We start from the raw sequence: 23,755 nt of genomic DNA, 5'->3' as shown, positions 1-23,755 counted from the left end.
ATTAATGCGTAATACGCATCAGTCGATGATTTTAATGCGCTTATCTCCTTCATTGTCCTGATCCAGTCTGCTGAAACAGGCGCGCTATAAGCGTCACGAACAGACTGGAGATAAAAATGCATCTATACGCTCAATATCGTCATAGTCTTCCAGCGTCAGGCTGAGGGGAAGCAAAGACGCAAAGTCCCGGCCTGTCGGCGTATCAAAGAGGGTGGCGGTGGCGGTTTCTCCCTCCACAATGATCTCAATTTTCATAAGCGTCTCCTGCGCCACTCCCCGGTCGTTGTCACCCGCCATAGCGGACTGCGTGACGAAAAGCAGGCCGGCAAGGAGCAGCAGTGATGTTCTGCGGTAAGCGTTTTGCATAAGGGTTAGCGTTGACTTTTTCATCGCATTATTGTTACCAATATGCAGCGGGTTAACTAGCTAATGAATACTTAATACCCTTATAAGTAAAATTTATAAATGGACCGAAAACAATCATGGCCAGACGCAATCTCAACGATTTACTCTCTTTCGTCACCGTGGCGCGTGAGGGCAGCTTTACGCGCGCTGCCGCCCAGCTCGGCGTGACCCAGCCCGCACTGAGCCAGGCGATTTCCGGGCTGGAAGAACGGATGCAAATCCGCCTGCTGACAAGGACCACGCGCAGTGTGTCAGTGACGGCTGCCGGGGAGCGACTGCTGCAGTCTGTGGGCCATCGTATTGATGAGATTGAAGCCGAGCTGGACATGCTGACGACACTGCGTGATAAACCTGCGGGGACCGTCCGTATTACCTGTGGACCTAATGTTCTGAAGACCACGCTGCTGCCAAAGCTGACACCACTGTTACGCGAATATCCTGATATTCATATTGAGTTTGATGCCAACCACGGGTTCCGGGATATCGTTGCGGATCGTTTTGATGCCGGGGTGCGGCTCGGAGACACTATCGACAAGGATATGATAGCCGTACCCATTGGCCCGAAACTGCGCATGGCGGCTGTAGCTTCCCCTGAGTATTTTGCCCGGTACGCCGCCCCTAAGACGCCACGCGATCTGATGCAACACTGCTGTATTAATGAGCGTATGGTTCAATCGGGGAAAATCTACACCTGGGAGTTTGAGCAGGAAAACGGCAAATTCCACGTTCGGGTTGAAGGCCAACTGACGTTTAACACATCGGAACACGTCGTTGACGCCGCTCTTGCCGGACTGGGCATTGCCTTTTTACCTGAAGAGGAGTTCGGCACACATCTGCAGGAAGGAAAACTGATCCGGGTGCTTGAAGAATGGTGCCGTCCTTTTCCCGGCTACTATCTTTATTATCCCAGCCGTAAACAACCCTCTCCGGCCTTTTCACTCGTTGTGGATGCGTTGCGTATTAACCGGAAAATGTAACGCTGAATTTTTAGGTCAATATTTCAGAATGAATATGAAGGTCTGCTCCTGGCACAGGGCTGCTGTTGCAGCCCTGACGACCCTATACTTCGATCGATTCAGAGATCTCTAATGCATCATCGACTTCAATGCCCAGATAACGGACTGTGCTTTCCAGTTTCTTATGGCCCAACAGAAGTTGGATCACCCGGAGATTCTTGGTTTTCTTGTATATCAGGTAAGGTTTTCTTCTTCTCATGGAGTGTGTGCTGTAAAGCGAAGCTTCTAGACCTAGTTTTTCTACCCATCCATGAAAATTCGGTTGTATTGCCGGGTTGATATGTGCCGGTTAGTTCCGATCCGAGACCGAAACAAGAAGTCTTTGCTATGCAAATTTCCAAGCTTTATCAATGCACCAACAGCTTCTCTTGTCACTTTGGTTATCTCAAATTGCACAGGGCTACCGGTTTTCTGTTGCAGCACCGTTGCTCTGCTGGAAACCGAGCTACCATATGCAACATCAGATACTTTGAGGTTGACCAGATCACAGCCACGTAGCTTACTGTCCAAAGCCATATTGAACAGAGCCAAATCGCGCATCTTACCTTCTAGTTCAAGCCTGATTCGGATTCCCCAGATATGGAATATCTGAAGTGGTCTTTTTTGGCCGACAATACGGTCTTTGTTCCACGGTGACGTGTTCATACTCAAATCCCCTGCAATATGGGAGATTTGAGTATGGTTGTCTCTCATGAGCGAAGAGCGGACGCCCGCATAACGGAACAGGCGTCCGATATTTTGAAGTGGGCAGATTACTTAACCCGCTTCCCCGTTTCGTCAATGACCTTCTCACCATCCTCTTTGGTAAACGCTCCTTTCTGACCTTCCGGTAGAATATCCAACACTATTTCTGAAGGGCGGCAAAGACGAGTGCCAAGCGGCGTAACGACTACCGGCCGGTTAATCAGGATCGGATGTTGAAGCATAAAATCCATCAACTGCTCATCACTAAATTTTTCTTCATCAAGACCCAGATGTTCATAAGGCTCAACATTCTTACGCAGTAATTCACGCACCGTAATTCCCATATCTGAAATAAGTTTAATCAGCTCATCACGGGTCGGTGGCGTATCGAGATAATAAATTATCGTTGGTTCGTTGCCGCTATTACGGATCATCTCCAGCGTGTTGCGAGAAGTACCGCAAGCAGGGTTGTGATAGATGGTAATGTTGCTCATATCTGTATCTCATTACAAAGTGATGGAGAGCCGCAACGCCAGCGCGGCCAGAGTGACAAACAGCACCGGAAGAGTCATGATAATGCCGGTGCGGAAGTAATATCCCCATGTAATCGTTATATTTTTCTTGGCAAGCACATGCAGCCAAAGCAAGGTTGCCAAACTACCAATCGGGGTGATTTTTGGGCCTAAATCGCAGCCAATCACATTGGCATAAATCATAGCCTCTTTGACGACGCCAGTCGCCGTACTCCCGTCAATCGACAGTGCGCCAATCAGCACCGTCGGCATATTGTTCATCACCGATGACAGGAACGCGGTCAGGAAACCGGTGCCGAACGTTGCTGCCCATAACCCCTTTTCTGCCAGCAGGTTCAGCACGTCAGACAGATACTCCGTGAGTCCTGCATTGCGCAGGCCATAGACCACCAGGTACATGCCCAGCGAAAAAATAACAATCTGCCATGGCGCACCGCGCAGGACTTTTCCGGTGTTGATGGCATGACCTCTTTTCGCCACTATAAACAGTACTGCTGCGCCAGTAGCCGCTATCGCACTGACCGGGATCCCCAGAGGCTCCAGCACAAAGAAACCGACAAGCAGTAATAACAGGACAATCCAGCCCACCCTGAACGTTGCCAGATCTTTTATCACACTGGCAGGCGTCTTCAGCAGCGAAACGTCATACGTCGCCGGAATGTCCCTGCGGAAGAAGAGATGCAGCATGACCAGCGTGGCCGCAATCGCGGCCACATCTACGGGGATCATAACGGAGGCATACTGCGTAAAGCCCAGACCGAAAAAGTCCGCCGAGACGATATTCACCAGGTTAGAAACAATGAGCGGTAGGCTGGCCGTATCTGCTATAAATCCTGCGGCCATCACAAAGGCCAGTGTTGTGCCCTTGCTGAATCCCATTGCAAGCAGCATCGCAATCACAATGGGTGTCAGGATCAGCGCGGCGCCGTCATTGGCGAACAAAGCAGCGACAGCGGCACCGAGCAACACTATCCAGGTAAACAGCAGGCGACCACGCCCGTTACCCCAGCGGGAGACGTGCAATGCGGTCCACTCAAAGAAGCCAGCCTCATCGAGCAGCAGGCTGATGATAATGACCGCAATAAATGCCGCTGTCGCGTTCCAGACGATATTCCAGACAACGGGAATATCAGTGATATGGATGACACCAGTTACCAGCGCCAGCACAGCCCCGATACTCGCGCTCCAGCCAATACTCAGGCCTCTGGGTTGCCAGATCACCAGTACCAGCGTCAGTAAAAATATACTCCCTGCCAAAAACATTTCAAACCCCGTTACATATGATTATGTGAATATGTTTTCCTTCCTCAGCAAGAGGGGCAGGCCGACTTTGCCAACCATTCCCGCACATCTTCCCGAAGGCACTGCCAGGACGTCGTGATTGTCTCAGCGGCCCACGCAGGAATATGAGGTGACAGACGATAGTGAATCCATTTGCCTTCCCGACGATCCAGAACTAGCCCAGACTCGCGAAGGATAGCCATATGGCGTGATATTTTGGGCTGTGATTCGGCGGTAGCTGCACAGATATCGCACACGCACAGTTCTCCGGACTCCCGCAGAAGCATGACAATGGCGAGCCGTGTTTCATCCGACAGGATTTTGAAAAGCTGAACAGGTTGTAGCATTTTCCTCTCCGTTCCCTTTAGAATACACATATGATAAATCATATATATTAACTTTGAAATCATCTGCTCTCTCTGGAGGAGAAAAATGGAACAATTTCCTGCCCTGAATACGGAATGCTTTGATCAAGACATCGCTGAACGCCTGCATCTGCAGGAGCCACCAAGAATTCTGATCCTGTATGGTTCAGTAAGAGAGCGCTCCTACAGCCGCTTTGCCGCGGAGGAAGTGGGTCGCCTGCTGACAGCGATGGGCGCGGAGGTGAAACTCTTTAACCCCTCCGGTTTACCCCTGCCGGATGATGCGCCGGACACGCATCCCAAAGTCACCGAGCTGCGCGGTCTGGTCAGATGGTGTGACGGGATGGTGTGGAGTTCTCCGGAACGGCACGGTGCTATGAGCGCGGTGATGAAGGCGCAGATTGACTGGATACCCTTAAGTGAAGGCGCGGTTCGTCCTTCGCAGGGCAAAACACTTGCGGTAATGCAGGTCTGCGGCGGTTCACAGTCCTTCAATGCCGTGAACCAGATGCGTATTCTGGGTCGCTGGATGCGGATGTTTACGATCCCCAACCAGTCCTCTGTAGCCAAGGCATGGCAAGAGTTCGACGAAAACGGACGAATGAAACCTTCGTCATGGTATGACCGCATCGTCGATGTAGCCGAGGAGCTGTTTAAAGTCACGCTGCTGCTTAAGGGACAAACCGGTTATCTGGCAGATCGTTACAGCGAGCGAAAAGAGAGCCATCAGGAGCTTTCATCCCGTGTCAATCAGGACAAAATATAACGTATGTTCTTCGTGAATCGATACTGCATGAGCTTAACAACGTCCGCTCCTGGCACCGAGCAGACCATCCAGCCAGGCACTTAGAGTTATTGCTGTTCAGTACTACCCGGAGTATGGATTGCCGGGTAGTACTGAACTCCCGGGCAATGGTGCTGAACCTCAATCCAGCCTTAATCATTATAATCACCATAATTTGCTGTTTTTCATCTAGTGCTGAAGGACGTCCAAACCGTTTTCCAGGTCGCCCCCGAGATCGCGGTGAAATAGGAGTAAGTGTATTCAGTGTTGAAGTGCTGGATAAATTAATTACCCGCTCTATACAGGATGAAGTGAAAATGGAAGCAATTGCCAGCGCTCGAGCGAAGTGCCATGCCATGCGCAGCTGGTGGCCCACCAGGACGAGTTGAAACAGGCAGGTCACAGGCAAATCGGCTGATGAAACGGTAGGTGATGTAGTGGCAGAGGATTAGACGCCAGAATTCGCAAAGTAATAACCCGCAAGCTGACGGATTGTCTTTGGAGCTAATGTTTAATCTTCTTATTTATTTTAGATACGCTATGATAGTTGATATTACTTAACATTAAAATTTCAGTTAAGTATTAATTATAAACACTATAGCAATAAAATTCAGAGGGTTAACAATGAGCGTCAGAAGAGATAGCGACGGTAAATATGTGACAAGTGAGCAGCCTTTTAAGCAGTATGATGAAAAGTGGCGTGCTGATAATGCTGCTAGCTGGGAAGCCCCCACCAGCCAACCCACCCAGCCGGTTAATAACTCATGGGAAAATTTCCATCAGCCCACATCTACGTCAATATCTTATGAAGACCAGCTGGCTTTCGCCAGCGGCGCGCGCAAAGTTCTCGCCTTAATTATTATCTGGTTTACGCTATGGGGAATTATCTTAACGCCAGGACTACAGGCTTCGCAAATGCTCATATATGAAGGGGGATTCGCTTCAATCCCGGCAAGGATCATTTTTTCAATCCTTTATATTTTTTATACCATCTTATTTGCCCCTCTTCAGTTTGCTTACCTTTTTGATGCTGGTGACCTGGTAACGCGATTGCTCATTCAGCTAGGTGAGATAATTGTATTGTCATTCCTGGTAGTTAAATTCTGGCAGAAGTTAAAGAAAAAAGTATTGTATAGTATTGCATTTATCGCGGTACTGGCATACATAGCCGTTGGGTTGGTGTCGCTTAATAGTGGGCTTTGGGAATCATTTAAGTTTTTTCCGTACCTGAGTTAATAGCTTTCAGGAATGAAGCATTAAATGAGCTAGCGGTGGACTGTTGCCCACCGCTAATACTACGATACTGTAACAACGAGTTCGCTTTCTCTTGGGTAAACCGCATCGCGCAACGTCTTTGGCGCTGAAGAATTTGCCGTCAGCACTCAGCCCTCTGTATATCACCCGTTGATATAGTATTACCGAGTGATGTCATAGAAGATGATGACTTTATCTCCTTACGGCTCCCTGGCCACTTTTCTTGACTTTATTAAAATTTATAGAATCATACTTCTTACACATCATTATTATTAGTAGTTTTTCACAAAATATTTAATAGCTTATTGCCAAAAACATTGCATTGTAATACTTTGAATTTTTATTTTATTAACGGACTTGCTATGAAAATCACTACCTTATTCAGTGCAGGGATACTTACGCTACTCCTTGCGGGTTGTAACGACAACGATTTTAAATCACGTACAATTACTATTGAAGGCACTAAGCTAGAGTTATCTGGTAGTAAACTTGTAGGCAAAGTAGGAAATAAAAGTGATACCTGCGATGTAGATACCTACAAATCTGACAGAGAAGGCGATGAAAAAGTCTGGAGTGAATATATTATATATAAGTGTGGGGAGCACAACTTTATCAGAGTTGATTTCAAATACCCCGTAACCAGCGCTGAACCAATGCCAATAAGGGTAGGCAGCGCAAATAATCGTTTCCTGGAGCCGAAATTCTTCACCTGGGCCGATGTAAAAATGTAGTCTTTCCGGCCTTACCTTGCTTGAAATATAGCATCATGAAAAAGAGGATCTGATGAAAAAATCGTTGCTGGTAATCGTTCTGCTAGGGTTAAGCGCAACAGCCGCCGCCGGGGAAGCGCACTTTTGTGGCTCCCCTGAAGTTGGCGCGCTGGAAACTGGGCGTCAGGATATTACTGACAGTACCGTTTTTACTTGCGGTGGAGGGATTAAAGGCACACTACCCGATCTGGCAAAGCAGGGTTGGAAAGTTGTGCAGGTCAGCGATCAGATGGCATCGTCATCTTCGTCAGACCCGAGTAAAGCCACTGTCTATTCGCGATTGATAATACAGAAAGACTGACAACGCGTGCTTTCTTAATGACCAACCAAACTCCGTCATCTGGCGGAGTTCTTTTTGGTGATGGACCTGTATTTCATATCGGGTTTAGGTTTGAAAGGATGTGGCCAACTAAAGCTGAAAGGTCAAAAACAGCCTTAACGTACAATAAGTTCCGATATCTAAACTGGCCCCTTAATCAGCCCGGCTCATGGCAGACCGCCTCGATATTATGGCCATCAGGGGCAATGACGAATGCAGCGTAGTAGTTTTCGCCGTAGGAACGTAGGCCAGGCGCGCCGTTATCCAGGGCGCCCGCACGCAAAGCAGCATTGTAAAACTCATCAACTTGCTGCCGGGTTTTGGCGACAAACGCCAGATGCAGAGGAGCCGGTTTGTCATTCGTGTGGAACAGGCAAAGTGAAACATTGCCGGAACTCATTTCAACACCGTAGTCCGGCGTGCCTTCATCGATAAGCTTCACGCCAAGCGGCTGAAGCGCGTTGAGGAAGAAGGTTCTACTTTTTTCGTAATCACTTACGCCGAACTTCACATGATCGAACATTATTTATTCCTCTGAAGAGATGAACAAATAAAGAGTATAGAAAGAGATTTAAGTTAAATTCACTTAAGAACGCGTCAATGTGATAAGCATCAATTTTAGCGCTCTCTCTATCGACAGTATCAGCCCTGGCTTTTTTTAGCCCCCTCTCAGGCCTCCTTAAATAAAATCAACCAACAGGAGGATTTAGATTTCAAGCGCGGCCTTAATTGCAGCTTCCATTTTCTCCGGAGTCGTCAACGGCGCAAAACGTTTAAGCGGTTTGCCGTCGCGGCCAATGAGAAACTTGGTGAAGTTCCACTTGATTCGCCCACCGAGCACGCCGGGCAATGCATCCTTCAGATAACGGAATACCGGGTGCGCCGCCGCGCCGTTGACTTGCACTTTCTCAAACATCGGAAAGCTCACACCGTAGTTGATGTAGCAGGTCCGAGAGATGTCATCTGCACTACCGGGTTCCTGCTGACCAAACTGGTTACAGGGAAACCCCAGCACCACCAGCCCCTGGTCGGCATACTTCTTATAGAGCGCTTCAAGGCCTGCGTATTGCGGCGTGAAGCCACAATGGCTGGCGGTATTGACCACCAGAACCAGCTTGCCTGCGTAGTCGGACATCGGGATGAGCTGACCATCCAGGCGAGTGGCGGTGAGTTGATAAAAACGATTCATATCAGCATCCTCAAGGCAAAGCGTAGCGGTAGGCGGAGGAATCCCTCTTTCCCACCGTGCAGCCGGTTGTCAGCAATACACCTGCGAAGGCCAAAACAGCCACCTTAGCCAAATCGGGTTTTCGTGAGCAATGAGCGGCAAATCAGCACCATCGCCGCGGCGCTACACAACGGAAACAGCGCCAGCAGTAGCCAGGGATACATGGCCTGCGTTGAGGGGGTCAACGCCTCGTCAAGCAGCCCGCCAAACGCTAAATTACCCGCCAGCACCGCGACGCCGCCGGCAGTGGCAAGCGCGCCATAGTGCGCGCCAAGCGTCGATTCCGTGGCAAAACGGGGGATCAGATCCTTAGCCGACGGCACCAGCAACATTTGCCCTAAGGTGAGCAGCGTCACAAAGCATATCGATGGAATTAATCGCTGCCAGCCTTCTGCCGGCGGCGTCGAGGCGAACAGCGCCACGCTGGCAAAAGCGGTGGAGAGCAGCAAAAATCCCACCGGCAGGATCCGGATGGCCCCCACGCGATGAGCAAGCCGCGCCAACGGCAGCTGCAAGGCCACAATCAGCAGCGAGGCGAGCATAAACAGCGGACCGAGATCTTTTTCACTGCCGCCCGCGCGCTGGATCTCAACGGGCAGTGCCAGATAGAGTTGGTTATAGCTTAGCAGCCACGAACTGTAGGCGATAATAAACGCCACGAAACGCGGCTGACGAAATGTCGTCCACCACGGCAGGATGTTGATCTTCTGCGCGCGGCGCGGCGCGGCGGGCAAAGCGAATGAGAGCAGGACCAGCGCAATGACAAATACCCCTGCCCCCGCCAGCGCAACCTGGCGAAAACCAAAGCCCGTCAGCAGCGCGCCCAAGGCAGGCCCGAGGACGGCACCGAGCTCACCGCAGACCGCAAACAGCGCGAACCACTCCGCCCGGCTGCGTTTGCCGCTCGCCTCACTTTGTGTTCCCGCTTTGGCCAGCAGCGCTTCAATAGACGGTGAAAACAGCGCCCCGCCGATCCCCGTCAGGCAGGCTCCCAGAATAATCGGCCACAGCGATTGACCCAGCGCTAACAGCAGATAACCTACGACCCGGATAATACAGCCGATCAGGATAATCGCACGTGCACCAAACCGGTCGGAGAGCGCCCCACCGATAATAAACATCCCCTGCTGTGAGAAAGTACGCAGCCCCAGAATCAGGCCAATCAGCCCGCCGGAAAGCAGCATATCGTCGCGCAGAAATATCGCGAGAAACGGCACTACCGCATAGAAACCAATATTAAAAACAAACTGGCTACCCAGTAATACGGGCGGCCAGAGCGTCGTGGCGGGGCGCAGGGGAAAACGCAGCATGAAATTATCCGGCCTTAAACGATAAAGTGGATATGTTTTTTACCATGGAAGCGGGAAATCTCAATTTTGGTCTTCACGCGAAAAACATCCCACAACAGTTCCTCACTGAGAATATCCTGCGGCGTTCCGCTGGCGATAATTTGCCCTTTCTGCATCACGATCAGCGAATCGCAGAACATCGCCGCGTGGTTCAGATCGTGGATGGCCACAATACTGGTGACGGGCAGTTCGCTAATCAGCTGCATTAACTGCATCTGGTGGTGAATATCGAGGTGATTAGTCGGTTCATCGAGCAAGATCTCCGTCGGTGTCTGCGCCAGCGCGCGGGCGATATGCACACGCTGCCGCTCCCCGCCGGACAAACTCAGCCACCCCTGCTCGCTTTTATCCAGCATATCGACGCGTTGCAGCGCCGCGGTGACGGTTTCGTCATCGTGCGTGCTCCAGTTAGAAAACGGCGTATGATGCGGAATCCGTCCCAGTTTGACCACGTCGCGCACGCGCATATTGGCTTCAGTCATACCGTGCTGCTCAACAAACGCCACCCGCCGAGCAAGCTGCTTTTTCGCCATCTTCGCAATGTCTTTACCGTCGAGCGTCACGCGGCCCGCATCCGGGCGACGCAGGCCCGCAAGAATGCGCAGCAGCGACGATTTGCCGCAGCCGTTAGGGCCAAGCAGCCCCACGGTTTCACCGCGCGCAACCTGTAGCGAAACGTCGTTGACGATGACCTTTTTACCGACCTTCCAGGTTATATGTTCAGCGCAGATACTCATCACTTATTCCTTGAACGGTAGATAATGATGGCAAAGAATGGCACGCCGACCAGCGCCGTCACCACGCCTACCGGCAGGCTTTGCGGCGCAATCAGCAGGCGAGAAGCGATATCCGCCAGCACCATTAAAATCGCTCCGGCTAACGCGCAGGCAATCAGCAGCGTGCGGTGTAGCGGGCCAAAGAAGAAGCGCATCACGTGAGGAACCACCAGCCCAACGAAGCCAATCGAGCCGGCCATGCTGACGATGGTCGCGGTAATAAGCGCGGTGGTGGTAAAGAGGATGAGGCGCACCCAAGGGACAGCAATCCCCAGCGAGGCGGCGGCATCATCGCCAAAGGTGAAAGCATCGAGCGCCCGGGAATAATACAAACAAACGGCCAGGCCAATCACCACGACCACCAGCACCAGCTGGAATTCCGGCCAGCGCACGCCGCTAAAACTGCCCAGCAGCCAGAACATCACGTCACGCGCCTGCTGCGCGCTGGCAGAGGTGCTGATGGTGTAAGCGGTAATGGCGTTGAACAGCTGAGAAGCGGCAACGCCCGCCAGAATAGTGCGTTCGTTCCCCCCACGGGCACCGTTGGTCAGAAAAGCCACGAAGGCAAAAGCGGCAAAGGCCCCGGCAAACGCCCCGGCGGACAGCGATACCGCGCCGGTGCCGATACCCAGCACAACCACGGAAACCGCCCCCGTCGACGCCCCGGCAGAGACGCCGAGGACATAGGGTTCCGCCAGCGCATTCTTCAGCAGACTCTGTAATACCGCGCCGCAGATAGCCAGCCCTGCGCCACAGCAAGCCGCCACCAGCGCGCGGCTCAGGCGAAAGTCCCAAATCACGCTTTCATAGATACGATTAAGCGGGACGTCGGTCAGCCCCATCTTATTACCGATGGCGTAAAAGACGTTTTGCAGCGGGATGGCTAGCTCTCCCACGCTGACGCTAACCGCAATCACCAGCAATAACAAGATGATAGAGAGCAGGCACGAGGTCGTCAGAAACAGCCCCTGTCGCGATGCAATAGCGGCAGCCGTCATCAGTTGAGCCCCAGTTTTCTGAGCTGCTCGCCCACTTGTTCAGCGCCGTAGAGGGTGCGGATGGTCGGGTTCATCGCCTGCCCGTCCATCACCACGATATGGCCTTTTTTCACGGCGTCCAGCTGGCTGACTGCCGGATCGGTTCTCAGGAATTTGATTTTTTCTTCTGCGTTATCCAGCGCCCAGCGGTTGCGATCGAGGCTGGAGACCACAATCACATCCGGGTTCGCCGCGATAATGCTTTCCCAGCTTACCGTCGGCCATTCGGTTTCAGACGTAATGGCGTTATGACCGCCCAGCACGTTGGCAATAAAGCCAGAGGCGCTATTTTTCCCCCCAACGTAGGCATCGGCTGAAGGCGATGCGCTGGAGAACCAGAAGACGAAGGAGAGATCTTTTTTATTCTTGCTAAACTCCGTGCGCAGCGCATTTTCACGCTTTTTGAAATCCGCCACCAGCGCGGTGCCCCGCTCCTGCACATTAAAAATGGTGGCGAAGTCTTCAATCTCTTTATACAGCCAGGTCATATCCCAGAGCTGCTGACGGCTGCCGTACATATCGCCGGTGGCTTTTTTGGTGGCGCACATGCCGGGTGAAACATAGCTGTTTACGCCGAGGGTCGCGAAGTCTTCGCGTTTAGCCACTTTACTTTCCGGGCCTAATAAGAGGGGGTTTTGTGACGGAACAAAATCAGGGTTTTGCGCCAGAATAGATTCAAGCGTAGGAATCTCCACCGTCAACAGTTTTATTTTTTCATTCTGCTTTGCCAACTGTGGCAGCACCTTGGTTGGCCAGAAGGCGCTGGCGACCACGTTATTTTGCAAGCCGAGCAGCAGCAAAATCTCAACCGTATTTTGCCCCAGCGCCACAACGCGCTCCGGCGGTTTACTGAACGTCTCTTGATAGCCGCAGTTTTCAATGGTCAGAGGATAGGTCGTTGCCATAGCAGAGCTGACCGACGCTAACACCAGGCCTAACGCACAGAGGGTCTTTTTCATTTAAACGCTATCCTTCATCAACAGGGTTCTCGAAAACCGGGAGGTCTTTTTTTTAATGTAAATGAAACTCATTACTGAGGCGGGGTTTTATACAATGACCCATTTAGGGTGTCAATGAGAGATAATTCCCGCGGGTTAGCATGCCCGCGGGCAGAATGCGCTGAGGGTTAAAAAGCGCGGAGCGGAGAGAAATAATAGATGGCAATGGTGGCTGAGATACTGACGATGACGCTGATCATAAAGTAGGTTTTAAAGGGCTGCTTTTGGGTTTTATGGCGAAAAACCTGCTGCCCAACCATTGCGCCAATCCATCCCCCTACCACGCCAAAGAACAGTAACGTCGCTTCAGGCACTCTTCGCCAGTCCTTGCGCGCCGCCATCTTATCGACCCCGTAAATCACCAGCGTCAGCATGTTCGCCAACAGCAGCCACATCATCACAGGATGCGCGGTAAACAGGCTCGCGATCGCCGCGAGGGCCAGCAGCAAATAACACCAGCGGTTGAGATTCATAGAATTAACGGCAGTCCTGTTTAATCGATGTCGACGCCGCATTATACGCGGTGTCGGCGGCGGGAAGATACCGCCGCCGATTCTCCCAACGCTAATTCACCGCCAGACGCAGCGCCAGGTCCTGCGGATAGGGGTCGAAATAATTCTGCGTCAACAGATAGCCATCCGGGTATTCCGCAAGATAGTGCTTCAGTAGCGTCATTGGCGCAAGAATGGGCAGCACCCCCGCACGATAATGCAGAATCACATCCCGCAGCTCCGTACGCTGCCGCGTGTTGAGCTGATTACGGAAGTAGCCCTGGATGTGCATCAACACGTTGGTATGGTTTTTACGCGAAGCCGGTTTCTTGAGGATGGTCATCAGCTTGTCGCGGTACGCCTCAAAGAATGCGTCCAGATCCTCCCACGTGTGCAGCGAGGCGACAAACGGCCCAATCTCCCGATACCCAGCCTGGTGATGCGCCAGCAGTTGCAGTTTATAGCGACTATGAAAATCAAGCAGCGCCCGCCGCGTCAGGCCATTTTTACGCAGTTGCTGTAGCTCATGCAGCGCGAAGACCCGCTCAACGAAGTTTTCACGCAGCAGCGGATCGTGCAGCCGACCGTCTTCCTCAACCGGCAGCCACGGGAACTTCGCCATCAACGCGGCGGTAAACAGCCCCGTCCCTTCTTTACGTCCGCGATTGCCCTTCTCGTCATACAGCCGCACCCGCTCCATACCGCAGCTGGGTGATTTGGCGCAGACGATAAAACCGGATAGCTCGCCTAATCCGGCCAGATACCCGGCGCTAAAGTCGGCCATTTTTTCACTGACGTCGTCATGAGGCGCGTGGCTGAACCGCATGCGGATATCGCCTGCGGTAGTTTGCACCAGCCGCAGCGCCGGGCGGGGGGTCGGCAGGCCAATCGCCATCTCCGGGCAAATTGGCCGGAATGTGACCCACTGCGCCAGCCGGTCCATCACAAAGTCCGTCCGTTTATGGCCGCCGTCGAAGCGCACGGCCGCGCCGGTTAAACAGCTGCTGATTCCAATCACCGGTTGCGTTTTCATGGCGTCCTCCTCGTTATGGCGCTTTACGGGAGAAGAACAGCGTCACCGTACCGACGGTGAAACCAAATTTCTTCATCTCGGTTTTGTTAAACAGATGGGTGCCATCCTGCAGATACATCCAGTCGTCAAAATGCAGTAGCCAGGTTTTGCCGTTGGCTTTCACATTCATGCTGTAGTGCCAGTTGAACGCATTTCCCGCCGCCTGGCCTTTGGCGACCCCTTCGATATCTCCGGCGGTTCCCTCATAACGATCGTCGCCAAGCCGCCTGATGTGCCACACCCGCTGCTGCTTCTCGCCATCGTCATAAACAAACCGTTCATTCAGGGTTAAGGTATTGCCCACCACGTCGCCATTGATAGCCACGTGGAAACGTCGCAGCTGTTTGCCGCTGCGATCCTGAACCATCCCCCAGGCCTGGGTTTCCCCCTGGAAATACTGGAAAATATCCAGCCGAGGTTGCTGCTGGCGGTAGTCGGCGATGTCGGCGCTACAGCCGGTCAGTTGCATCATCAAGGGCAGACTTAAAGCCAGTAAACGTTTCATTTTTGACCTCCAGTGAGCTGCTGACGCAGCTCCGGGTATTGCGTAAGCGAATCGAGCCAGATGGCGAGAAAGCTTTGGCTGAAATCCGCCGACTGCCGTGGCCCCAGCGGCATAAAGCGCGTTTGCGCCGCCGAGGCGCGGTACCAGAATTGCCCCTGTTTATCGTTCAGCACGAAGGCCAGCTGCGTACCCGGCTCGACGTCCGGCCATAATTCCGCCAGCATGCGCAGCCAGACCTGACTCTGCGCCTCACGCGCCAGAATCCCCTGCGCCTGCCACTGCTCGCGAGTGGCGTTAACCAGATCCTCCCGGTCAATATGCCGGGCGTAGGTGATGATCAGCGCCTGATCCTGAGTTAACCCGTGATATTGCCCGTCCGGCGCGCGGAGCTGGGAGGTATAGACCGTGAACGGTCCCCAGGTCAGCGTCGCGTCACCGACTTTCCGCCAGCTCAACCAGTCCGCAGCAACGGCCGATGGCGTAGCGACCGCCAGACACAACAGCATCAGTAGCGCAGATTTCATTGCCGTCTCCCCAACAGAATGTGAAATAACAGCATTAACACCAGCCAGCCTGTCGTCAGCGCGCCGACGACGACGATCGTCGGCTGCAAAAAGGTGATGGCGCCCAGACGTTGTCCCAGCCAGTAGGCGACCGGCCCGCCGCAAACCGCCATCAGCGCCAGTATCCATCCCGGCAGCGTGGTCGAACTGGCGAGCTGGGTCCAGACCGTCGCGAACATCAGCCATAGCGCAATCATCCAGAATGGCAGTACGCCTTCGCCATGAAAATCAATCAGCCCCGTCAGCGCCCAGAGCGCATCCAGACAGCTGCCCGCCACCGCCAGCAATAGCGCATATAAGCGGCGTGCGGGCGGCAGCATCATCAGCGCCAGAATGGCTATCCCGAGCCACAACACCAGCCCTCGCTCACGAAAGAACACCACCAGAAACCAGTAAAGGTCGAAGCCGACGGCCAACAGAAAAATCTGCAGATAGCGTTTCATACGCGCTCTGCCGTCAGTTGCACCACGCTTATCGTACGGGCGTTGAAACCGGCCTCGCAGTAGCCGAAGTAGTACAGCCACATCCGGCGAAAGCGTTCGTCAAAGCCCAGCTTCTCGATATCCTGCCAGGCATGGGTAAAACGCTGCCGCCAGTGCACCAGCGTACGGGCATAGTCCGGCCCCATATCAAACAGGTTGCGCACCACGAAATCGGTATGCCGCGTCATCAGTTCGCTCATCACCGTGATGCTGGGTAAAAAGCCGCCGGGGAAGATATAACGCTGAATAAAATCCACGCTTTTGCTGTAGTCGCGATAGCGCTGATCCTGAATGGTGATCGCCTGAATCGCCATTTTTCCCCCCGGACGCAGGCGCGCCTGGCAGGTGCGGAAGAAGGTGGGCAGATAGCGCTGGCCGACGGCCTCAATCATCTCCACCGAGACCAGCTTGTCGAACTCCCCGGTGAGGTCGCGGTAATCACACAGCAGCACCTGCACCCGATCCTCAAGCCCGGCGCGGGCAATGCGCGCTTTCGCCCACAGGAACTGCTCCTGTGAAAGCGTGGTGGTGGTGACTCGGCAGCCATAATGCCGCGCGGCGTATTCCGCCATCGCGCCCCACCCTGTGCCAATTTCCAGTAAATGGTCACTGGAATTGAGCGCCAACTGCTCGCAAAGACGCGCCATTTTGGCCTGCTGGGCCTGCGTCAACGCCTGCTCATCGTCCGTAAACAGTGCGCTGGAATAGAGCAGTTCTTCATCGAGAAAATGCGCATAAAATTCATTACCCAGGTCGTAATGCGCGGCGATATTTTCTCGCGCCTGCTGGCGATGGTTGCGACGCGTCCAGTGGCGCAGGCGCTCGATGGGCCTGCCCAGCAGACGAAAACCGTTTTCCAGCTTTCCAAGCGTGCTGCCGTTCAGCGCAAAGATCTCCAGCAATGACGTTAAGTCATGCGTTTCCCACTCGCCGTCAATCCAGGCTTCCGCCGCCGCCATGCTTCCCCCGGTCAGCGCCCGCCAGTACACCCTGGGGGAGAGAATATGCACTTCGGCGCGCAATGCGGCAGACGCGTCGCCAAACTGAAAGGTTTGCGCCCCTTCCCGCACCGTCAGCGAGCCGTGGCGAATGCCGCTCAGCAGCCGGAAAAGCAACCAGCGCGCGATGCGGACGTTGCGCGGAATATCGGGTTCAAGCGCAAAGACGGGATCGGTCATGATCGTTTACTCCTGCTCACGGGATGGGTGTAGAGCGGCACGCGCTTGAGCCAAAGCTTCAGCGCCTGCCAGTAAATAGCGAGTACGGTTTTCAGCGTCATCAACGGGATGCGCAGCAGCAGTGAACGCAGATTTTTTTGCGTCAGCGGCTCGCGTTTCAGCGTCAAGGTGGCATCAAAAACCTTCGCCGTTTGATGGTTTTCGATGTGCATATGCAGCGTTTTGCCCGGCGGGTTAAAGCGCCAGTGATAGATCATGTCCATCGGGTTAAACGGCGAGACATGAAAGGCTTTTTCCACCGGCAGCATCGCCTGGGCGTCGACGGCATAGTAGTGGCGCTCATTCCACGGCGTATTGCGGACTTCGGCCAGCACCCAACGCAGGCTGTCCGCGCGGTCATAGCAGTAGTAAAAATTGACCGGATTAAAATGGAAGCCGAGGTAGCGCAACTGCGTCAGCAGCATAACGCGGCCGTCAGGCTGCTCACCGGTCAGCAGGGCAAGCTGCTCCAGCGCGCGCGCTTTTAACGGCGTTCCCAACGGATAATCCGCATCATAGAAGGCCGCCGCCGCGAAGCGATTTCGCTTCACCCCCACGGTGGGAAGCTGTGGCAGTTCATCCAGATCGAGCCAGGCCATAAAAACGTGGTAGCAAAACTGATGCGCTTTAGGCTGAAAACGGCGATGGCGTAACACGCCCTGGTAAAGGCAACTGTTCATTTGAGCGCCCCTATTCCGTGCACGACATCCAGCGCGCTGCGTACTCCGTCCTCGTGAAAACCGTTGTACCAGTACGCGCCGCAGAACCAGCTGCGGTGTAACCCGTTGATCTCGCTGCGACGCGCCTGCGCGCGCCAGCTTTCCGGGTTAAACAACGGGTGCTCGTAAACAAAGCGTCGCCAGACGTAGCGGTCGTCAATCGGGGCGTCGGGATTGAGCGTGACGCAGAACAGCGGGCTGCCTGCGGGCAACCCCTGCAGAATATTCATGTTGTAGGTCACGCAGGCGCTGTCCCGCTCCTGCTCGCTCAGCCGATAGTTCCAGCTTGCCCAGGCGCGTTCACGCACCGGCAGCCAGCGGCGGTCGCCGTGTAACACCACCTCATTGCGCTGCCAGCCGATAGCGCCCAGAACGTCTCGCTCGGCAGGCGTGGGTTCCTCCAGCATCGCCAACGCCTGTCGGGAGTGGCAGGCGAAAATCACCTGATCGAAGGCGTGAACGGCGTCTTCAAGCTGGATTTTCACCCCGCCGTCGAAGCGAATCACCTGCTGTACCGGCGCGTTGAGGCGCAGCGTCAGGCGATCGCCTAACTGTTCCAGCATCGCGCGGATATACTCTCGCGAGCCGCCGGGTACCACATACCATTGCGGACGATCGCGGATATCCAGCAGACCGTGATGCTCAAAGAAGCGTAAAAACAGCGGCAACGGAAAACGGCGCATTTCGTGTAGCGATGATGACCAGATTGCCGCGCCCATCGGCAGAATGTAATGACGGGCAAAAAAGGCGTCAAAACGGTGCTCTTCGAGGAACATCTGTAAAGTGGCGCTCGGGTCGGCATCATTCAACGCCTGTTTGGCCAGACGATTAAAACGGACAATCTCCTTCAGTAGCCGCCAGAATGCCGGGTTCACGAGGTTACGCCGCTGGGCGAACAGCGAGGTGAGCGTATGGCCGTTGTATTCAAGGCCGCTTTGCGGATTATGCACCGAGAAACTCATCTGCGTTTTCTGGCCGCGGATACCCAGTTCGCTCAGCAGCCCCATAAAACGCGGATAGGTGCGGTCGTTGTAGACGATAAAGCCGGTATCAATGGCGTAGTGTCCCTGCGGCGTAGCGACATCAACCGTCGCGGTATGGCCGCCCGGCGTCGCTTCCGCTTCAAAAACGGTGACCTGATGATGGCCGGCGAGCCGCCATGCGCAGGTCAGCCCGGCGATGCCGCTGCCAATAATCGCGATCTTCATGAGCGCACCATCCTGCGTAACAATACGCGCTGTAGACATGCGGGAAGCCCGGCTAACGCGCGTAGCGCGATGCCAAAAGCGGTCGGGAAGGCGATATGATTTTTCCCTTTTGCGATCCCGCGGCGAATGGCTTTCACCGCATATTCGACGCTCACCTGAGCGGGCATCGGGAAATCGTTTTTGCGAGTCAGCGGCGTATCGACAAACCCCGGAGAAACCACGGTCACGGCAACGCCTTTCGGCTCCCAGTCCAGACGCAGACAGTCGGCAAACCAGCTTAACGCCGCTTTCGACGCGCCATAGGCTTCCGCCCGAGGGAAGTGCAGCCAGTGCGCCATTGAACTCACCAGCACCACGCGGCTGCCGCTCATCAGTTGCGACTGCAAGGCTTCCAGACAATTGACCGGCCCCATGAAGTTGGTGGTCATCACCCGCGCGACCCGCTCAGCGTCGATGACGCCGCGTTCGAGATACTCGCAGGTTCCGGCACAGAGAATGACCAGATCGGCGTAGCACCCCTGAAGCGCCTGGCGACAGGCATCCAGGTCGGTCATGTCGAACTGAAGCGCGGTGATATTGGGGCTGTACAGGCGCAGCGTTTCCAGGCGCAGGGCATCGCGGCCGCAGGCAATGACGTGATAACCGTCATCGGCCCACGATTTTGCCAGCCCGGCGCCAATACCGGAGGTTGCGCCGGTGATGAGGACAGTCATCATGAGCGCACCCTCCGTTTGACGCTACGCACCGCCCACCCCAGCACCGGCAGGTGTTCGTAGAGCATCTCACCGGCATCGTAGTAATCGCGCTGGTGAACGATTCTGTCACCCTGAATCTTAACCATCGAGCACCCTTTCAGCGCCAGCGATGCGCCTGCGGCAATGCGGGGATGCGACCAGTGCATGGTCCACGCTACGGCACAACGCGGCGCGTCATACAGCGGCGTCTCAATGGCAAAGCGGCAGGCGTTGACGTTAGCCAGCAGGTGCGTGAAATAACGCTGGATCGTCAGCAACCCGCGATGGGTGCCGAAAGGATCGACAAGCGTGGCATCCGCATCATAGATCGCGGCAAGCGCCGAAGCGGGCTGGTGGTCCAGCCCGGAGTAGTAATCAACAAACCTGTCGATGACGGATGGCAATGCGCTCATAGATCTTACCTTGTCGTGCAACAACATCGTGTGATGGCATACTTAAAACTTACACAATTAATAATATTTGTCCAAGTTTTGAATAAAATAAATTTTTAATCCTTTTAAATTCAATTTGATAAAAATAATTCTATGATGAGTTTAAAATGACAAAAATCAGCCCTGCCACCTGAACAGCGGCAGGGAAAAAGCGTCGGGATGGCTGAGAGGGAGGTGTTACAGCGGGATCACATCAAGAGAATCGACCTGCTGCTGCCAGAGGTCTATTTGTTTTTTGCGGGCGACGGTGAGTTTACCGGAGGTCACCAGCAGCCATTTGCGCTGCGGGAAAATCTCCGGGGCCAGCGCCGCGGGCGCCGCGGGAAGCACATCAATGCGATGCCCTTGTCCGGTGCGTTTCAGCGCTTCAAGCCAGATTTCGCAAGGGTCGCTAAGGTGCCAGCCGGTAATCAGGTAATTATCACCCGGCGCGCGTTTATCCCCTTCCAGACAAAACGAGGTGTAGGAGATGATGATGCCGTCGAGAATTTCCCGCAGCGTCATCATTGCCGCGACGTTGGCCGAGACTTTACTGCGCAGCGGGCGCAGCACTTCCGTCACCAGTTCAGGGCGGGGATATTCGCGACCGGCGTCGTAAATCAGCTGGCGCAGAGATTCAATTTTGCCCTCTTTCAGGCGTTGCAGCATGCTCTCCTGCAAGGTGAGCCAGTTATTGGTTTGCCGTGCCCCCGGGCGGGAGAGCAGCGGTTTCACCTGGCTGACCGGCACGCCTTTTTTCACCCAGTCGAGAATTTTGAGCGCCTGCTGGATATCAGCATCGCTGTACTGACGGTGCCCGCCATCGGTGCGCTGCGGTTTGAGCAGGCCGTAACGACGCTGCCAGGCGCGAAGCGTCGTGGCATTAATGCCGCAAAGCCGGGAAAATTCACCAATGGAGTAGGACATAAAGCGCACCTGATAACCAACAATACACTCAATATACTACGAATCACGGCGGGTTGAAGGAAGTGGGAAATCGACCATCAGGGACAAAAACTCAGCCTTTACACCGGGAGGCGCTTTAGCGGAATTTTCTCTGGTTATTCAGGAGATGGTCGGGGGAATTTGCTATGTAACCTGGCTCCCAGACAAGAAAAGTCGAAGCGCTCTATTTTGTAAATCCATTCTGGTTAACTCCCCATAATGACAACGACAAATCCTCATTTTAGTTTCTTCAGTTTACCGCACACATTCCGCCCACTGACTAGCCGAATTGCTTTTCGTATACATCCAAATGATTTTTAAAATATTTTCTATACTCATCCGCAGAGCGGACCAAAATTGTTACCTCAATAAACGGTTCCCCCAACTCTTCTGAAAAATCTTCGAATGTTATGAAGTCAGTGGCGATCTCTTCACTTGTCTCTTTAATGAAGAGTTTACAACCCGTTTTAACAATATTTGGTGAATAAAACGGAGTAGGTTTAAATGCTCCATGGACAAATCCCATAGGCGGATCGCCAAACTCTAATTCAGTGACGCCAATAACTTTGTCATCTTTTCTAATATCGAATGCCATTTCATTCCTCCTGATTTATTCATACTTATTCTAAGCGTACTCGGACTGACGCCCAACAGGTACCGTCACGGATCACGCAATGCCGGTCATCCGGCCTCCAGCATGCCAAAGCTGACAATTCGCGCCCGCCCCAGCTCTTTCGCGCGATAGAGCGCCACGTCGGCAGCGCGCAGCAGGTTGTCACTTTGGACATGTTCCGGGTAGCTGGCGACGCCTATCGAGACGTCCACGTGGCCAATATCCGTCCCGGCAAAACGCAGCGCCATCTCGCGCACGCCGTTATAAATATCGGTGGCAACGCGGCTGGCGGCCTCTTCATCCATGCCGTTAAGCAGCACCAGGAACTCTTCACCGCCGTAGCGGAAAGCCGTGCCGTGCTCACGCACCACGCGCTGAATAATCGCGGCGACGCTTTTAATCACCCCATCCCCCGCCTCGTGGCCAAACCGGTCGTTAATGTGTTTAAAGTGATCGATATCGATCATCAGGCAACTGAGCGGTTCTTTACTGCGCATGGCCTGGTTCAGCTGAGTGCCCAGCATATCTTCGAGGTGGTGGCGATTACGCAGCCCGGTCAGCGGGTCGTACAGCGCTTTTTCCAGCAGCGCGTCGCGCAGCCGCTGGTTGGCCAGGGCCAGCCCCAGCGCCTCCGCCATCAGCTCGAGATAGGCGCGTGTCGAGGCGGTTTGCTCGTTGAGATTCTGGAATGAGAGCAGCCCAATCGCCTCTCCCTGCGCAATCAGCGGTACGCACAGGGAATGGCTGTGGCACGTCTCCGGCAGATGGTAGCAGCCGATATCCGGCTCGCCGTGCACCGGCGGATGGCTTTGGCCGCGACGTACCGCCCAACATTCATCCGGATGGAAAGGACTCGCTTTCCCCTCCGGCGATAGCCACTCGCCAACACAGCGCATCTGCCAGGGGTCGCGGTCGAGAACAAACAGCCGTCCGGCCACGCCGGGCGCAATGTTCGGCGCGAACAGCTCTGCCACATTAATGACGTCATCAAAATTCTCGCAGCCTTGTAGGCGCTGCGTCATCCGCGCCAGCAGTTCGCGTATCGCCCAGTTGGCATCGCGCTCTTTCTCCAGCTGCTGCCGCGCCAGGCCGTTTTCGCGGAAAATACGCACCGCCTGCGCCATATCGCCAATTTCATCAATCTGCTTAAAGTCGGGCGTCTCCACGGCATAATCCTGCGATGCCAGCCGGTGAACCACGTCGCTCAAACGCACGACCGGGCGCAGTACGCGGTGCTGTAAAATAAAGCCCAGCACGAATAAAAACAGCAGCGCCGTCAGCCCCACCATCACTTCCGACAGCGTGCGCAGCGTGCGGGACGCCCGCGTCGCATCGTCAATGGCATCGCGCGCGCGGTTATCCAGAAGTTGGCGGAAGTGATCGAGTCGTTCCTGCGCGCGGTCCAACTCCTGCTCATAAATTTTGCCGTAAAGCAGCGCCATCGCCTGTGCGGTTTCACCGCGCGCCATATTGGCCAGCGCCGCTTGCTGCTCGTCCTGCAGCGCATCGACAATCTGCACGCCCTCGTGCAACAGCGCCAGCTCCTCGCCCGTCGCCCCGGCGTCGTTCAGTTTTGATAATCGGTGTTCAATCGATTTCAGCGCGGTTTCCTTCTGCCGGTATTCCTTCAGCACGTCCGGGTCTTTGCCGACGACGTACAAGCGCGCCAGATCGGATAGCGCCCAGGCGTCGTTGTCGATCTCCTCAGTGAGCTGGTCGAACACCTGTCGCTGCGCCACCGCCTGACGTTCGGTGTTGTCCGCGCTGGAGGCCATCAACATGACGATACCGGAGGCGATAGTCAGACAGACCGTCGCGCCGTAGGCCCAGTTTGTTATGGTCGCTATTCTCACCGATGGCTTCCTTCTGCGACGAATATTCAATAAGCATCATGGAAATTATAGGAAATGCCCATTTCCGCGTGACAATAAAAAAAGCGGCCGTAGCCGCCTTTTGTTGTCATCCCTAAACCACCT

28 protein-coding genes and 2 pseudogenes are annotated in these 23,755 nt (G+C 54.2%); 5 read left to right on the top strand and 25 right to left on the bottom strand.

Annotated features, from left to right (window positions below; all coding sequences use genetic code 11):
* Positions 1-93: 93 nt before the first annotated feature.
* Positions 94-390 carry a cyclophilin-like fold protein gene (locus tag M989_RS26205; protein ID WP_064543961.1) on the bottom strand — a complete coding sequence of 99 codons (297 nt, stop codon included), beginning with the start codon at positions 388-390 and terminating at the stop codon, positions 94-96.
* A gap of 92 nt (positions 391-482) precedes the next feature.
* Between M989_RS26205 and M989_RS07725 the strand changes: the two genes are divergently transcribed.
* Positions 483-1,382 carry a LysR family transcriptional regulator gene (locus M989_RS07725; RefSeq protein WP_064543959.1) on the top strand — a complete coding sequence of 300 codons (900 nt, stop codon included), beginning with the start codon at positions 483-485 and terminating at the stop codon, positions 1,380-1,382.
* Positions 1,383-1,464: 82 nt separating this feature from the next.
* Here the strand turns inward: M989_RS07725 and M989_RS07720 are convergent.
* The 4 genes and pseudogenes from M989_RS07720 to M989_RS07705 form a co-directional block, all read right to left on the bottom strand.
* A pseudogene (locus tag M989_RS07720) lies at positions 1,465-2,066 on the bottom strand (tyrosine-type recombinase/integrase).
* Between the two features lie 107 nt (positions 2,067-2,173).
* Positions 2,174-2,599 carry a glutaredoxin-dependent arsenate reductase gene (arsC, locus tag M989_RS07715; RefSeq protein ID WP_064543957.1) on the bottom strand — a complete coding sequence of 142 codons (426 nt, stop codon included), beginning with the start codon at positions 2,597-2,599 and terminating at the stop codon, positions 2,174-2,176.
* Positions 2,600-2,611: 12 nt separating this feature from the next.
* On the bottom strand, positions 2,612-3,901 hold the full coding sequence (locus tag M989_RS07710; RefSeq protein WP_064543955.1) for an arsenic transporter: 1,290 nt from the start codon (positions 3,899-3,901) through the stop codon (positions 2,612-2,614).
* A gap of 44 nt (positions 3,902-3,945) precedes the next feature.
* Positions 3,946-4,266: a transcriptional regulator gene (locus M989_RS07705; RefSeq protein WP_064544070.1), complete on the bottom strand. Its 321-nt coding sequence runs from the start codon at positions 4,264-4,266 to the stop codon at positions 3,946-3,948.
* Positions 4,267-4,351: 85 nt separating this feature from the next.
* On the opposite strand from M989_RS07705, the gene arsH reads away from it, so the two are divergent.
* The gene (gene arsH / locus M989_RS07700; RefSeq protein WP_064543953.1) at positions 4,352-5,050 is read left to right on the top strand and encodes an arsenical resistance protein ArsH; all 699 of its coding nucleotides are present in this window, start codon (positions 4,352-4,354) and stop codon (positions 5,048-5,050) included.
* Between the two features lie 103 nt (positions 5,051-5,153).
* Here arsH and M989_RS26200 read toward each other — a convergent pair.
* Positions 5,154-5,288: pseudogene (locus M989_RS26200) on the bottom strand (helix-turn-helix domain-containing protein); the annotation flags it as partial.
* A 404-nt stretch (positions 5,289-5,692) separates the two neighbouring features.
* On the opposite strand from M989_RS26200, the gene M989_RS07695 reads away from it, so the two are divergent.
* The 3 genes from M989_RS07695 (at position 5,693) to M989_RS07685 (ending at position 7,393) form a co-directional block, all read left to right on the top strand.
* Positions 5,693-6,304 carry a hypothetical protein gene (locus tag M989_RS07695; RefSeq protein ID WP_064543951.1) on the top strand — a complete coding sequence of 204 codons (612 nt, stop codon included), beginning with the start codon at positions 5,693-5,695 and terminating at the stop codon, positions 6,302-6,304.
* A 380-nt stretch (positions 6,305-6,684) separates the two neighbouring features.
* Entirely contained in the window at positions 6,685-7,053 is a 369-nt protein-coding gene (locus M989_RS07690) for a hypothetical protein (protein ID WP_064543949.1), read from the top strand.
* A 52-nt stretch (positions 7,054-7,105) separates the two neighbouring features.
* Positions 7,106-7,393 carry a hypothetical protein gene (locus M989_RS07685; RefSeq protein WP_064543947.1) on the top strand — a complete coding sequence of 96 codons (288 nt, stop codon included), beginning with the start codon at positions 7,106-7,108 and terminating at the stop codon, positions 7,391-7,393.
* Positions 7,394-7,568: 175 nt separating this feature from the next.
* Here M989_RS07685 and M989_RS07680 read toward each other — a convergent pair whose 3' ends face one another.
* From M989_RS07680 to M989_RS07590, 19 genes are all read right to left on the bottom strand, one after another.
* Complete coding sequence (locus tag M989_RS07680) at positions 7,569-7,934, bottom strand: VOC family protein (protein ID WP_064543945.1); 366 nt, start codon at positions 7,932-7,934, stop codon at positions 7,569-7,571.
* Positions 7,935-8,117: 183 nt separating this feature from the next.
* Positions 8,118-8,600: a glutathione peroxidase gene (locus M989_RS07675; protein WP_064543943.1), complete on the bottom strand. Its 483-nt coding sequence runs from the start codon at positions 8,598-8,600 to the stop codon at positions 8,118-8,120.
* Positions 8,601-8,704: 104 nt separating this feature from the next.
* Positions 8,705-9,949 carry an MDR family MFS transporter gene (locus tag M989_RS07670; protein ID WP_064543942.1) on the bottom strand — a complete coding sequence of 415 codons (1,245 nt, stop codon included), beginning with the start codon at positions 9,947-9,949 and terminating at the stop codon, positions 8,705-8,707.
* A 14-nt stretch (positions 9,950-9,963) separates the two neighbouring features.
* A complete protein-coding gene (eitC, locus tag M989_RS07665) occupies positions 9,964-10,725 on the bottom strand; it encodes a siderophore ABC transporter ATP-binding protein EitC (protein WP_064543940.1) in 762 nt (253 codons plus the stop codon).
* Complete coding sequence (locus M989_RS07660) at positions 10,725-11,762, bottom strand: FecCD family ABC transporter permease (protein ID WP_064543938.1); 1,038 nt, start codon at positions 11,760-11,762, stop codon at positions 10,725-10,727. The genes eitC and M989_RS07660 overlap by 1 nt, the downstream gene beginning before the upstream one ends.
* Positions 11,762-12,760: a siderophore ABC transporter substrate-binding protein EitA gene (gene eitA, locus M989_RS07655; protein WP_064543936.1), complete on the bottom strand. Its 999-nt coding sequence runs from the start codon at positions 12,758-12,760 to the stop codon at positions 11,762-11,764. Before eitA ends, M989_RS07660 begins: the two co-directional genes overlap by 1 nt.
* A gap of 167 nt (positions 12,761-12,927) precedes the next feature.
* The gene (locus M989_RS07650) at positions 12,928-13,272 is read right to left on the bottom strand and encodes a DUF1294 domain-containing protein (protein WP_064543933.1); all 345 of its coding nucleotides are present in this window, start codon (positions 13,270-13,272) and stop codon (positions 12,928-12,930) included.
* Positions 13,273-13,363: 91 nt separating this feature from the next.
* Positions 13,364-14,323, bottom strand: a complete 960-nt coding sequence (locus M989_RS07645; RefSeq protein WP_064543931.1) for a YbgA family protein — start codon at positions 14,321-14,323, stop codon at positions 13,364-13,366.
* A 13-nt stretch (positions 14,324-14,336) separates the two neighbouring features.
* On the bottom strand, positions 14,337-14,867 hold the full coding sequence (locus M989_RS07640; RefSeq protein ID WP_064543929.1) for a DUF3833 domain-containing protein: 531 nt from the start codon (positions 14,865-14,867) through the stop codon (positions 14,337-14,339).
* On the bottom strand, positions 14,864-15,391 hold the full coding sequence (locus M989_RS07635) for a hypothetical protein (protein WP_064543927.1): 528 nt from the start codon (positions 15,389-15,391) through the stop codon (positions 14,864-14,866). Before M989_RS07635 ends, M989_RS07640 begins: the two co-directional genes overlap by 4 nt.
* A complete protein-coding gene (locus tag M989_RS07630; protein WP_064543926.1) occupies positions 15,388-15,873 on the bottom strand; it encodes a DUF2878 domain-containing protein in 486 nt (161 codons plus the stop codon). Before M989_RS07630 ends, M989_RS07635 begins: the two co-directional genes overlap by 4 nt.
* Positions 15,870-17,090, bottom strand: coding sequence for an SAM-dependent methyltransferase (locus M989_RS07625; RefSeq protein WP_064543924.1), 1,221 nt, complete (start codon positions 17,088-17,090; stop codon positions 15,870-15,872). The genes M989_RS07630 and M989_RS07625 overlap by 4 nt, the downstream gene beginning before the upstream one ends.
* Positions 17,087-17,809, bottom strand: a complete 723-nt coding sequence (locus M989_RS07620; protein ID WP_064543922.1) for a DUF1365 domain-containing protein — start codon at positions 17,807-17,809, stop codon at positions 17,087-17,089. The genes M989_RS07625 and M989_RS07620 overlap by 4 nt, the downstream gene beginning before the upstream one ends.
* Entirely contained in the window at positions 17,806-19,056 is a 1,251-nt protein-coding gene (locus M989_RS07615; RefSeq protein WP_064543920.1) for an NAD(P)/FAD-dependent oxidoreductase, read from the bottom strand. Before M989_RS07615 ends, M989_RS07620 begins: the two co-directional genes overlap by 4 nt.
* Complete coding sequence (locus tag M989_RS07610; protein ID WP_064543918.1) at positions 19,053-19,772, bottom strand: SDR family NAD(P)-dependent oxidoreductase; 720 nt, start codon at positions 19,770-19,772, stop codon at positions 19,053-19,055. The genes M989_RS07615 and M989_RS07610 overlap by 4 nt, the downstream gene beginning before the upstream one ends.
* Positions 19,769-20,203 (bottom strand): nuclear transport factor 2 family protein, encoded by a 435-nt coding sequence (locus tag M989_RS07605; RefSeq protein ID WP_064543916.1) that lies wholly within the window; start codon positions 20,201-20,203, stop codon positions 19,769-19,771. Before M989_RS07605 ends, M989_RS07610 begins: the two co-directional genes overlap by 4 nt.
* 216 nt (positions 20,204-20,419) lie before the next feature.
* On the bottom strand, positions 20,420-21,148 hold the full coding sequence (locus M989_RS07600; protein WP_064543914.1) for a MerR family transcriptional regulator: 729 nt from the start codon (positions 21,146-21,148) through the stop codon (positions 20,420-20,422).
* 298 nt (positions 21,149-21,446) lie between these two features.
* Positions 21,447-21,761, bottom strand: coding sequence for a hypothetical protein (locus M989_RS07595; protein WP_064543912.1), 315 nt, complete (start codon positions 21,759-21,761; stop codon positions 21,447-21,449).
* 86 nt (positions 21,762-21,847) lie between these two features.
* The gene (locus tag M989_RS07590; RefSeq protein WP_064543910.1) at positions 21,848-23,632 is read right to left on the bottom strand and encodes a diguanylate cyclase; all 1,785 of its coding nucleotides are present in this window, start codon (positions 23,630-23,632) and stop codon (positions 21,848-21,850) included.
* Positions 23,633-23,755 lie beyond the last annotated feature (123 nt).

It is taken from the genome of Kluyvera georgiana ATCC 51603 (genome assembly GCF_001654985.1).
GTDB classification, from domain to species: domain Bacteria; phylum Pseudomonadota; class Gammaproteobacteria; order Enterobacterales; family Enterobacteriaceae; genus Kluyvera; species Kluyvera georgiana.
This window is presented reverse-complemented; position numbering and strand designations above follow the sequence as displayed.